We start from the raw sequence: 12,187 nt of genomic DNA on the forward strand, positions 1-12,187 counted from the left end.
TCCTTGTGTTCTGGCAGGATTATACTCGTGCGTTCGTCCCTTTGCGGTGGACAAAGTCAAACTACTGGCGCTGAATGCGCAATATCTGGCGAATGAGGCGAATGGCGTCGGCGCTCAACTGTTCCCGGCTGTCAAAGCTATTGCGCCAGATGTTTTCCGGAGTCACGGCTTCCGCGCCGACGGCCAGCGCCTGCACCATCAGCCAGCCACGATAGTCGAGGAAGTCAAGGGTGGCGAAGGTTTCATGCCACTGTACCTGGCCCCGGCCCAGCTCACCGCGATGGCTTTCGCTGAGGCGGACGTGCAGCAGCTGCTCCCCGGCGGCGGGCAGGGCCCGGGCGGGATTGAACTCCTCGACATGGGCGTGAAAGGTGTTGTACAGCACACCGACGTTACCCAGGCCGATATCGCGGCACATGCGGGCGGCGTCCGCGGCGGTATTGATCAGGTGGGCATCGAAGCGGCTCTGGAATTCAATTGCCAGGGAAATACCCATACCGGCGGCGTATTCTGCCGCCGCACGCAGGCACTGCCGGCTCCACTCCCACTCGCGATCGCTGGGGGGCTTGCCGCTGAATACACCCTGGGCCTGGAACAGGCCTCCGGCCAGCATGCTGCTGCCGAGTACCGCAGATTCATCGACCCGGGCCCGCAGGTAGTCAAGCGCCGCCTGGCGCACAGCGGGATCGGGCGATACGGGGTTTGCCTGCGGCGGCAGGCGGGTACTGGTAGTGACCTCGAGGTCCAGTTCTTCCAGGGCTACCCGCAACAGCTTGAGTGCGGAACTGCCCTGGCCGCAAACCGGAATCTCCACGCCCTGGTAGCCCTGCTCTGCCAGCAGTTCCAGCACCGGTAATTGCGCGACCCCCGTGCTGTCTCCCCACAGCCGCATGTCCATGCCTATACTGACGTCCACCTGTTCCCCGCTATGCCAGACGTGGCCGAATGGGCAAGCATGACAGGTACCGCCATGCTTGTCATTGCATTGGCACCGCCCCCCCGCCGGGCTCTGCTACACTGCAAGGCAGTCACCGGGGAGATTACCGATATGAAAAAGCCTGTTCCTGCTGCCGTGGCGGTCACCGCGCTGATGGTGGCCTCGGCGCTCAGCGCGGCCAGCTCCGAGCGGATGGAAGACGGCAAGCGCGCCTATGAGCTGATCTGCGCCCGGTGCCACCAGGCCGGCGTGGACGGAGCCCCCGTTGTGGGGCAAAAAGATGACTGGGCCGACCGCTCCCACCTGTGGCAGGCAGTGCTGACCAGGCACGCGGAGAAAGGCTACCTGAAAATGCCAGCCAGGGGCGACGCCACTCACGCCACTGACTACGACGTGGGCGCCGCGGCGGAATACATGCTGACCATTACTCACCCGGAAATGACGGCAGACTGAGCGGCACGCGCGCGGTCAAAAGCGGGAACGGGGCAGCAACAGCACCGTTATCACCGCCACCAGCAACACACCCGCAAGCCCCGCCAGCACCAGGTCATAACTGCCCGTGCGGTCATAGACATAACCTGCCAGAGGCGGCCCGGTCAGGCCCAGCGGCAGGAACAGCGGAGCCTGGGCACCATTGACCTGGCCGATAACCTCCGCCGGGAAGTAGCGGCTGTTGAGGTAGGGATGAATGGGCAGGAACGCGCCAGCACTAAAACCGATCAGCGCCACGCTGGCAGCAACCAGGACCGTAGTTCCGGCCTGCAGCAACAGCAGCATGCCCGCCAGCTGCAGCGATAACAGGCCGGCGGCAAAAAAACTCGCATGGGGCCGGAAGACGTCCGCCAGCAGGGCGACCGTGAGTTTGCCGAGGGCGCCGGCGATTCCCGCCATCGCCAGGAACAGGCCGGCCTCGATGACGCTGAAGTCCCGGGTGGCAAACAGCGGTGGATAGCAAATGGCCAGAATGACCATCACGTTGAGCGTCAACGCAACGCATGTTCCCACCAGCCAGAACTGCGGCTGGCGATAGAAACCCCGGTCTGCGGCACGCTCGACCGACGCCGGCCCCGCGCCGGCTGCGCGCGGGATTGCCAGCCATACCCACAGCCACAACACAACCAGCAGTGACAGGGACATGGCCGCCAGGGTCTGGCGCCAGTCCAGCCACGCCAGGGTCGCACCGATAACCGGCGGCAGGGTCGCCGAGGCGACGCTGATACCCAGCGCCGCAATCGCCAGCGCCCGCCCCTGCTGGTGGGCGTATAACTTTACCATCAGCCCGTTGACCACCACCGGGCCATAGAAGGTTATGCCGATGGCAAAGCCGAGAAATCCCAGGCCAGCCTGCCACAGGGTGGAGGACTGGCTGACAGCAAACAGTGACACCATGGCAAACGCACTGCCCCCCAGCAGCATCCGCCGGATCGGCCAGTTGTCGACCAGGCGACCAACCATGGGCGCGATAATTCCCGGCACCAGCAACAGGGCCACCGGGGCAATATTGACCGTGGCCACGCCCACGCTGAATTCCGTCGCCACCGGCTCGACAAAGAAGCCGAACAGGGAAATCAGGCCGGGGCCAAGGCCCAGGCAGGTCATCCCCGCCAGGGCGGGGAGCCAGGCTCTCAGGGTTTGCATGTGGGGGTCAGCCGCAGCGATCAGCTGCGTTTCGGACCGCCATTCTCCCCCGGCCAGCGGGAACCGGAAATGGTATCGGCATAGGGCAGGAAAGCCTCAGCGTCCAGTTCCCCGGCCAGGGTGATCTGGCGGTCGAGGAAGATTGGCCACCAGAGGTGGGCGGAAACCTGCTCGCGCAGGGGCAGGAGACTGGCCAGCGGATCCCAGGGGCTGTCGCGCAGCAGCAGTTCGCCCCGCACCTCCTCTTTCCAGGCGGTGCCGTATTTGCTCATGACATGCACCACGTGGGGCGGGAAATCGAAGCCGCTTGCCGGGCCGCCGACGCTGACGGCGCGGGAGTACTTGAGCCACCACTCGTTCTGCACCCACTCTTCCTCAGTTTCCACCGGGCCGGTGGACACACCCTTGAACTCGACAAAGGTATAGCCCTGGTGGATGCAGCGGGCGCTGACCTGGGGCCCCAGACGATAGTACTCGGTGGTGCAGGGATACTTGGGCTGGCCATTGGTTTCCTGGCTGATAAATATGGCCGACTCCTGGTCTATGCCATAGCCCAGCGTGTACTCGCCTGCAGTCCCCTGGTAATCGGCATCGACAGTGGTGACGATACCGTACTCGGGCTCATCGGGGACCGGGAAGTTATAAATGGTGAGATTAACGTGGGGCCTGGCGCCGGGATCGATGCCCGGTGGTAACAGCCTGGCGATAGCCTCGGGGTCGGTGCGGTAGACAATCTTCAGCATGGGCCAGTTGACGATATCGCCGGGGTTGCCCTGGGGTGCACCTGATTGGTTGCTCATGGTTTTATCCTTTTATTGTCTTGGGGTTTCGCCTCGGGCCCGTGCTCCGCGGTGATATAAAACTGGCGCACCCACTTGCGGAAGGTCACCAGGGTTTTGTCTTCCCGGCAGAACACCGGGCGATGCCTGTGCACCTTGTTGGCCCAGATCGGGTAATCATCGCTGAGGCCGTCGATAATGCCTTTCATCACGTCGTCGCCAGCCAGGTCCTCGATTTCCCTGCGCACAATAAGTGTCCAGCGCATAAGTGTCTGCTGGCGATCGATGGGTTGCGGACTGTTGTACATGATCATCTCGGCACCGGGACCGTAAGTGGTGCGCACCAGGGCGAACCCCGGGCTGTAGGTCGTGGCATGCAGGTGACTGGGGTAATCGTTGTTTTTCATCTCCGAATGCAGATGCATGGTGCGGCCATCGGGATCTATGGTGACCTCGGACTCGGGAATCTGCATCTGGCTGTGCACGTAGGCGAAGTGCACCGGGTCACAGGAGTTCTCGCAGATATCCTGCACGTGGGCGGGCACCAGATGCTCGGTGTAACGGGGCGCGGTCCAGGCTGGATCGCCCAGTTCCGGCAGGTCTGGCAGTGGCCACTGTGGCGCCGTGTTCTCCGGGTGGAACCAGACATACACCTCACCGTTTTTCTCCTCGGTGTGCCAGGTGCGAATGCGGGCCCGCTCGGGGATTTCCTCACAGTAGGGTATCTTCGCGCACTTGCCATCGCCGGCATTGAACTGCCAGCCGTGAAACGGGCAGCGCAGCGTCTCGCCGATCACCCTGCCCTCGTGACCCAGATGGGCGCCCAGATGGGGGCAGAAGGCATCCTGCAGGGCGACCTTGCCCGAGCGGGTGCGGTACAGCACCAGCTCCCGGTCAAAGGCCTTGACCGGCTTGACCTCGCCGATAGCCAGCTGGTGCGAGCGCTCTACCGAGAACCAGCCCATGGGAAACCCGGGCGTACTGTTGGTTTTCGATTCACAGGCTTCGACGATAGTCATGCGTGCTCTCCATAGCCGTGCCGACGTTGGTTCAGCACGGCCTGCTTCAGTTGAAAATCGATGCGTCCGGGCCTATCTCTGCCGCCACCTGCTGCAGGCGGACCCGGTCCAGGCGGTAAAACTCGACGGCGTTCTCGCCGAGAATCCTGCGTCCGTCCTCCTCCGGCAGATTGCCGAAAGTGTCACGTAAATACTGCGCGGTGTTGGGCCAGCTGCCTTCCGGGTGCGGGTAGTCGCTGCCCCACATGATTTTATCCAGGCCGATGTCGTCACGGATATCGATATCCGGCCGCAGCACACAGGAGGCGCCGATGCCGATGTTGCGACGGTAGTACTCGCTGGGCCTCAGCGACAGGTGCTCACGGAAATTGCCCAACTTGGCGGATATCTGGCCCTCGCTGTAATGGAAGTCCATCAGCCGCAGCCAGGGAGGCAGCATGAACATGGTGCCCCCTTCGACAATCATCACCTTGAGCCCGGGAAAGCGCTCGAATACACCGCCCCAGATCATGAAGGTCAGGGGGCGATACAGCCACCACATGACCTCGGACACATAAACGCCCATGGCACCGGGCAGCTGCTCGCGATTGTCCTCGGCGGGAAAGCCGGCGCCAAAATACTCGGCATGCGGTGCCGGCCCGGAGTGGAAATGGACGATCACCCCGAGGTCCTCACAGACTTCCCAGAACGGATCGTATTTCACATGGTGGTAGGCATCGTGCTCACCCCACAGGGTCGGTATCATCACCGCCCGCAGGCCATTGTCCACGCACCAGCGCACCGCTTCCACGGCCTGGTCAACGTCCCACAGCAGGGGAATAGAGGCCACGCCAATGTGCCGGGCGGGATCATTGGCGCACAGTTCCACCAGCCAGCGATTGTGGGCCATGGCCCCGGCCCACTGCAGCTCCGGCACCATGTCTTTCGGCGACAGTCCGAGGCCGGCGCCGAATGGCGGCGTGTTTTTCTCGGTAATCCCATCGGGAAATATGACCTCGGCGGCAATGCCGTCATTGGCCAGCATCTTTACCCGTTCGCGGTAATCCCAGGCGCCGGTAAGCTGCTGCTGTATCGGCGCCCGCCAGGCGTCATTGATCTCCTTGATCAGGAACTGGGATTCCGACTTCTCCATCATCTCGACGGTGACAGGCACCGCCATGTCCAGCATCTCGTGGTATTTGCTTTCTACATAAGGTTTGTAATCGGCAATGGGCAGGCCGGCATGGCAATCGGTGGAGACCACCAGCAATTTGTCTGACATGTCTGGGTTCACGTATTGGCGTTAAATTTCATTTATTCGAGTTATCGCTTAGCTTGCGCAACAAACGGGCAAACTTGCACATTTGTATACAAAATAGTTTAATGCCCCTGCGAATGCAACAGCATTACGGTTATTTCATGGACACCATTGAGGCCCCCCTGGGGCGCCGCGAAAAGCGCAAACAGGAAATCCGCCAGCGCATCGAGGACGCCGCCTACCGGCTATTCCAGCAGCACGGCATCGAGGAAACCAGCATCGAACAAATCTGCCTCGAGGCAGACGTTGCCCGGCGCACCTTTTACGGCCACTTCACCAACAAGCACGCCCTCCTCGGCGGACTTGGCATCAACCGCCTGTACAGCCGCTCCGAACCCATGCTGGCGGAACTGATGACCGCCAGTGCCTCCACCCGTGGCCGGCTGGAAGCGATGATCGACTATATCGAGTCCAGCTTCTCCACCATGAGCGATATCGACCGCCAGCTTGTCCTCATCGGACCCACGGCTTTCGCCGAGGACCCGGACAAACAGCGGGAGCTGGGGCATTCCGCCATGACCAGCTTTACCCGGCTGATCGAGGCCGGAGCGGTACTCGGCGACATCAATACCCGCTTCAACCCGGAAACCCTCGCCACGATGGTGGTGGGCACCCTGAACATGCTGACCATCAGCTGGTGCCTGGACAGCAGCTACCCGGTATTTTCCCGGCTGGAGGAGGCCCGCGAGCTGTTCGAGCAGCTGATCTGTAAAGACAGCGGGTAAGCCCGGCGCCATGGCCCATCGCCCCGCTACCGCGCAGGCTGCATATCCCGGAAAAGCAGTAACAGGCCTGGCGCGCTGTGACATATTTTTAGCATTTATTACCACCGCCATGCCCACAGGCGGGCATCTAGGGGTATTATTGCGCGTTTCAGCAACTGATTTTCGAGAACCTGGCAATGGCGGCGTTTGGCACTGAATTTACCGAAAAAATGATACTGGGCACTTACCAGGACGGGCACTGGTCCGAGCTGGCTCTGGTGCCCGTACAACCGTTTTCGCTGCACCCGGCCACCCACGTACTGCACTATGCCAGCGAGTGCTTCGAGGGACTCAAGGCCTATCGCACCGACAGCGGCGAGATCCACCTGTTCCGCCCGGACCGGCATGTTGCCCGGATGATCAACAGCGCCGCCCAGCTGTTGCTGCCGGTACCCGACGCGGCCACCCTCAACCGCGCCCTGCACATGGCGGTGGCCGCGGTCAGGGACGAAATTCCCGCCTACCCCGGGGCCCTGTACCTGCGCCCCACCCTGTTCGGCACCGAGGAGGACATCGGGGCGGCGGCCCGACCCACCCAGAAAGCCACCTTTTTCGTGCTCACCTCGCCCGTTGGCGACTATTTCGCCGGTGGCCTCAAGCCCCTGCGGGTCAAGGTAGACGACCATGCCCAGCGCTCGACCCCTAATTTTGGCGCGGTCAAAACCGGCGGTAACTACGCCGCCGCCATGCGCCAGGTCGTCCTTGCCCGGGAGGAACTGGGCGCCGACCAGGTGCTGTTCGCCCCGGGAGGCATTGTCCAGGAGACCGGCGCCGCCAACTTTGTCCTCATCGACGGCGATGAACTGCTGACCAAGCCGCTTGACGGCTCGATCCTGCCCGGGGTCACTCGCGACTGCATACTCACCCTGGCGGCTGACGCCGGCCTCAAGGTCAGCGAGCGTGACTTCACCGTGGACGAGCTGCTCGAACGCGCCCCCAGGGGCGAGGCCGCGCTCACCGGCACCGCCGCGGTACTGACCCCGGTAGGCGAATTAGTCTATAACGGCGCCAGCGTACAGGTGGGCGACGGCCAGATGGGGCCCTGGTCAGCCCGCCTGCGGGAGCAACTCTGCGCCATCCAGAGCGGTGAGGCGGCAGACCCCCACGGCTGGCGCGTGGCGCTGGCGGCGTGACCATGACACATACACGCCGCTACATAGACATCAACCCCGACGACCGCAGCCTGGCGCTCGCCAGCGACAGCATTGCCGACCCGGCCGCCGGAGAAGTACTGATCAAGGTAGCCGCGGCCGGCATCAACCGCGCCGACCTGATGCAGCGGGCGGGGCTGTACCCGCCGCCGGAAGACGCCTCACCCATTATGGGCCTGGAGGTCGCCGGTACCGTGCTCGCCGTCGGCGCTGGTGTCACCGACTGGCAGCCCGGGGACCCGGTCTGCGCCCTCACCCACGGCGGCGGCTATGCCGACCTGGCGCTGGCGCCGGCAGGCCAGTGCCTGCCCGTTCCCGCAGGACTGGACATGACCCAGGCTGCCGCCCTGCCCGAGGCCCTGCTGACGGTCTGGCACAATATTTTCCAGCGTGCCGCCATGCAGCCCGGTGAAAACGTACTGATTCACGGCGGTGCCAGCGGCATCGGCACCCTGGGTATCCAGATGGCCTGCGCCATGGGTGGCGAGGTCTACACCACCGCCGGGAGCGACGAGAAATGCGCCGCCCTGGAGGCACTCGGGGCACGCAGGGCCTTCAACTACAAGATCCAGGACTTCGAGGCCGCCTGCATCGACGCCGGACTGCGCGACCGCATGAATGTGATCCTCGATCTCGCCGGCGGTGACTTCATCCAGAAGAACCTGAATCTGGCGGCGCCGGAAGGCCGCATTGTGTGTATCGCCTTTATTCGCGGTTTCCAGGCGGAGGTCAACTTCGCCCCGCTGCTGCTGAAGCGACTCACCCTCACCGGCTCTACCCTCAGGGCGCAGAGTTTTGCCCAGAAGGCGCTGATGTGCGCGGAACTGCGCCAGCATATTTATCCCCACCTGGAAAACGGCAGCATCAAACCGGTAATCGACCGGGTATTTGAACTGGCCGACGTGGCCAAGGCCCACGATTACATGCAAAGTGGCGCTCACATGGGCAAGATCGTTCTCCGAACCTGAGGAAACACAATGCAGAGATTCGACAACAAGGTTGCACTGGTGACCGGTGCGGCTTCGGGTATTGGCCGCGCCACCGCTATTCGGCTGGCCGCCGAGGGAGCCGCCGTGTTCCTCGCCGACATCAACCCTGACGGCCTCGCCGGGACTGTTGCCGCCTTGCCGGAGGGTAGCCGCAGCAGCAGCTTCGAGCTCAATGTCACCGACTCCGCCGCCTGTAATAACGCCGTAGCAGCCTGTGTGGAGGCCTTCGGCAAGCTCGATGTACTGTGCAACATCGCCGGTATCGCGATCTGCGAAAACCTCACCAGCATTACCGACGAACAGTGGCACCGGGCGGTGGGCATCAACCTGGACGGCGTATTTTTCATGTGCCGCGCCGCCATGCCCCACCTGGTGGAGAGCGGCGGCAACATCGTCAATATGTCCTCCAGCGCCGGCCTGGTGGGCCAGGCCTACAACTCGGCCTACTGCGCCACCAAAGCCGGCGTCCTGATGTTCAGCAAGTCGCTGGCGATCGAGTACGCCCGCCAGGGCGTTCGCGTCAACGCGGTCTGCCCGGGGCTGGTCAAGACCCCCCTGTCCGCCAACTTCCAGTTTCCGGAGAAGGTCGACCCGGAACTGATGGCCAGGCTGATGCCCCTGGCCGAGGGCGCCGAACCAGAGGAGGTTGCCGCCAGCGTCGCCTACCTGGCCTCTGCCGAGGCGCGCTTCATCAATGGCATCGGCCTGCCGATAGACGGCGCCCAGACCGCCGGCTAGCGCCGGCTTGCTCTGCTGCCGGCGTGGAGTAATATCGGCGCATGAGCGACGCCATTATTTATCTCGACCCGGATTCCGAACTCAACCTGCAGGCGCAGATCCGCCAGAAAATGGTGGCAGCCATCACCCTGGGCAACTTCCCCCGGGGAGAGCGACTGCCCTCTTCGCGCAAACTGGCGGAACAGCTGGGGGTAGCCCGCAACACCGTGGTGCTCGCCTACCAGCAACTGGCAGACGAGGGCTACCTGGTCAGCCGCGAGCGCAGCGGGCTCTACGTCAACGAGGACATCCGCAGCGGGCAGGTGGCGGCGGCCCAGTTCCAGCAGCGCCGGCGGCAGGCCAGCGACCGCTGGCGACAGCGCTTCCGCAACTCCGCCACGCCAAGCCACGATTTCAGTTGCCCGCCCAACTGGCAGCAGTATCCGTACCCTTTCATCGAGGGCCAGTTCGATCACTCCCTGTATCCGGTGAAGGAATGGCGGGAGGCCAGCCGCCTGGCCCTCGGGGTCAAGGAAATCAACACCTGGGCCGGTGAAACCGGGGATATTGACGACCCCATGCTGATCGAACAGATTCGCTCGCGAATCCTGCCCCGCCGCGGCATCCAGGCCCGCCCGGAGGAAATCCTGGTCACTGTCGGCACCCAGCAGGCACTGTACCTGGCTACCGAACTGCTGGTCGACTCCAGCGTGGCGGTGGCGGTAGAGGAGCCGGGCTATCCGGGCATGCGCCGGCTGCTGGCCCAGCGCGGCGCCCCTGTCGTCTACCAGCCGGTGGATGAGGAGGGCCTGGTTGTCGATGACAGGCTGGATGACTGCCCGCTGATCTATGTCACCCCCAGCCACCAGACCCCGACCGCCGTGACCATGTCCAGTGAGCGCCGGAAAGCCCTGCTGGCCCGGGCCAGCGCCACTGACGCGCTGATCATCGAAGACGACTTCGAGTTCGAGAGCAATTACCTCGGCTCGCCCCACCCGGCCCTGCGCAGCATGGATGGCGAGGACCGGGTCATCTACATGTCCTGCCTGTCCAAGGTGCTGTCTCCCGGCCTGCGCCTGGGCTTCATGGTGGCGGCACCGGAAGTCATCGCGGAAGCGCGCAAACTGCGCCGGCTGATGGTGCGCCACCCGCCGCTGAACAACCAGCGCACTGCAGCGTTCTTTCTTTCCCTGGGCCACTACGACAGCTTCCTCATGCACCTGCACCGGATTTTCGAGCAGCGCTGGATAGCGCTGCGCCGCGCGCTCAACTACTACATGCTGTTCTACGTGGAAATGGCGCCGGCACAGGGCGGCACCTCGCTCTGGGTCAAGGGCCCCGAGGACCTGGACGTGAAATACGTGGCCGGGGAAGCAGCCAGGCGCGGCATACTGATCGAACCGGTGGACCACTATTACGCCACCGCTAACGCGCCCCGCAACTGTTTCCGCATGGGCGTAACCAGCATCCCCCACGACGCCATTCGCGACGGGGTGCTGGCACTGCGCGACCTGTTCCACGACCTCACGGAAAACAAGACCGAAACCTTCGACAGCGCCCGCGGCGAGCACCTTACCGGCGCCGCCCTGCGCGAGGCGCTGGCGGGCCAGGTCATGGTCAGTATCATCGCCTACGGCGATCCCTGCACCATTGAGATCTGTGACGACGGCTCGCTGGTCGGCAAGGCTGGCTATGCCGCGGAAGACCGGGACCAGGGGCAGTGGTGGATAGAGGAGGATCGCTGGCACCGCCAGTGGGGTCGCTGGGCCTGGGGAGAAACCGGTATTTACGACGTGCGCCGCGAGGGCAATATCCTCAAGCTGTTCGACGAGGACGGCTGGCTGATAGACCGCTATATCCCGCAGCGAGACAGCGAACCGGACCCGCAAATCGCATCTGGCCTAACAACCGCCTGACAACTGGCCCTACCTCAGGCTTCATCTTTTTCCATAGAGTCTGGTTTCAAGCTTTCACCGGCACACAACGGAGGACAGCCGATGAGTCAATTTGCCATTGCCGGGCTACAGCTGGAAGTATCCGGCAAGGACAATCGCTATCTCATCCAGAAAGAGATAGAGAAGACCCTGCGACTCTTCCCCTGGGTACAGATGGTGGTGATTGGCGAGCTGGCGACCTTCGGCGCCGACAAGTCCTTTGCCCAGGAGCTGCCGGGCGACATCGAGAATTTTTACTGCCGCATCGCCCGCGAGCACGGCATCTGGCTGGTGCCTGGCAGCGTGTATGAGAAAAAGGGCGACCACATCTACAACACCGCCATGGCCATCGACCCCGAAGGCAAGGTGGCCGGTCGCTACCGCAAGATGTTTCCGTTCTGCCCCTATGAAGAAAACATCGCCGCCGGCACCGACTTCCTGGTCTTCGATGTTCCGGGGGCCGGGCGTTTCGGCTTCCAAATCTGCTATGACCAGTGGTTCCCGGAAACCGCGCGACAACTGGCGTGGATGGGAGCCGAGGTACTGCTCTGCCCCACCATGACCAACACCGTCGACCGGGAACTTGAACTCTGCCTGGCGCGGGCGAATGCCATCAGCAACCAGTGTTACGTGGTCAACGTCAACGTGGCGGGCCAGCTCGGCAACGGCCGCTCAATTGTGGTCGGCCCCGACGGCAAGGTGATCCACCAGGCCGGTGAACTGCAGGAAACAATCCCCCTGGAACTGGATATCGCCAGGGTGGCCCAGGTCAGGGAGCGCGGTGTCATGGGTCTGGGACAAACCCTGAAGAGCCTGCGCGATTCGGGTGCGGAGTTTCCCGTGTACCGGGACGCGGCGCCGGCAGGCGCCGCCGCCAGGCTGGGGCCGCTGGTCAAACCGGCCGCTGGCCGTGGGGGCAAACTGGACTAACGAGCAGCGTGTAATTGGCCCTACGTCGCGGC

General features: G+C 63.4%; 12 protein-coding genes. 7 read left to right on the top strand and 5 right to left on the bottom strand.

The window, feature by feature from the left end:
- Positions 1-61 precede the first annotated feature (61 nt).
- Positions 62-916, bottom strand: coding sequence for a sugar phosphate isomerase/epimerase family protein (locus tag DWB85_RS02265; RefSeq protein ID WP_133300549.1), 855 nt, complete (start codon positions 914-916; stop codon positions 62-64).
- A gap of 132 nt (positions 917-1,048) precedes the next feature.
- Between DWB85_RS02265 and DWB85_RS02270 the strand changes: the two genes are divergently transcribed.
- Positions 1,049-1,390 carry a c-type cytochrome gene (locus DWB85_RS02270; protein ID WP_162845978.1) on the top strand — a complete coding sequence of 114 codons (342 nt, stop codon included), beginning with the start codon at positions 1,049-1,051 and terminating at the stop codon, positions 1,388-1,390.
- Positions 1,391-1,405: 15 nt separating this feature from the next.
- On the opposite strand, the gene DWB85_RS02275 is transcribed toward DWB85_RS02270, so the two are convergent.
- From DWB85_RS02275 to DWB85_RS02290, 4 genes are read right to left on the bottom strand one after another with little or no spacing between them, the layout of a single operon-like run.
- Entirely contained in the window at positions 1,406-2,575 is a 1,170-nt protein-coding gene (locus DWB85_RS02275) for an MFS transporter (protein ID WP_117952578.1), read from the bottom strand.
- Between the two features lie 20 nt (positions 2,576-2,595).
- Complete coding sequence (locus DWB85_RS02280) at positions 2,596-3,375, bottom strand: acetoacetate decarboxylase family protein (protein WP_117952579.1); 780 nt, start codon at positions 3,373-3,375, stop codon at positions 2,596-2,598.
- On the bottom strand, positions 3,372-4,373 hold the full coding sequence (locus DWB85_RS02285) for a Rieske 2Fe-2S domain-containing protein (RefSeq protein ID WP_117952580.1): 1,002 nt from the start codon (positions 4,371-4,373) through the stop codon (positions 3,372-3,374). Before DWB85_RS02285 ends, DWB85_RS02280 begins: the two co-directional genes overlap by 4 nt.
- Before the next feature lie 46 nt (positions 4,374-4,419).
- Positions 4,420-5,634 (bottom strand): amidohydrolase family protein, encoded by a 1,215-nt coding sequence (locus tag DWB85_RS02290; protein WP_117952581.1) that lies wholly within the window; start codon positions 5,632-5,634, stop codon positions 4,420-4,422.
- Positions 5,635-5,747: 113 nt separating this feature from the next.
- Between DWB85_RS02290 and DWB85_RS02295 the strand changes: the two genes are divergently transcribed.
- The 6 genes from DWB85_RS02295 to DWB85_RS02320 all read left to right on the top strand — a co-directional run bounded on the left by DWB85_RS02295 (position 5,748) and on the right by DWB85_RS02320 (position 12,155).
- Positions 5,748-6,395, top strand: coding sequence for a TetR/AcrR family transcriptional regulator (locus DWB85_RS02295; RefSeq protein WP_162845979.1), 648 nt, complete (start codon positions 5,748-5,750; stop codon positions 6,393-6,395).
- A 176-nt stretch (positions 6,396-6,571) separates the two neighbouring features.
- On the top strand, positions 6,572-7,567 hold the full coding sequence (locus tag DWB85_RS02300; protein ID WP_117952583.1) for a branched-chain amino acid aminotransferase: 996 nt from the start codon (positions 6,572-6,574) through the stop codon (positions 7,565-7,567).
- 2 nt (positions 7,568-7,569) lie between these two features.
- Positions 7,570-8,553, top strand: a complete 984-nt coding sequence (locus DWB85_RS02305; RefSeq protein ID WP_117952584.1) for an NAD(P)H-quinone oxidoreductase — start codon at positions 7,570-7,572, stop codon at positions 8,551-8,553.
- Positions 8,554-8,562: 9 nt separating this feature from the next.
- Positions 8,563-9,312: an SDR family NAD(P)-dependent oxidoreductase gene (locus tag DWB85_RS02310; protein ID WP_117952585.1), complete on the top strand. Its 750-nt coding sequence runs from the start codon at positions 8,563-8,565 to the stop codon at positions 9,310-9,312.
- Between the two features lie 41 nt (positions 9,313-9,353).
- On the top strand, positions 9,354-11,207 hold the full coding sequence (gene pdxR, locus DWB85_RS02315; protein WP_117952586.1) for a MocR-like pyridoxine biosynthesis transcription factor PdxR: 1,854 nt from the start codon (positions 9,354-9,356) through the stop codon (positions 11,205-11,207).
- A gap of 81 nt (positions 11,208-11,288) precedes the next feature.
- A complete protein-coding gene (locus tag DWB85_RS02320) occupies positions 11,289-12,155 on the top strand; it encodes a carbon-nitrogen hydrolase family protein (protein ID WP_117952587.1) in 867 nt (288 codons plus the stop codon).
- Positions 12,156-12,187 lie beyond the last annotated feature (32 nt).

The organism is Seongchinamella sediminis (assembly GCF_003457605.1).
GTDB lineage: Bacteria > Pseudomonadota > Gammaproteobacteria > Pseudomonadales > Halieaceae > Halioglobus > Halioglobus sediminis.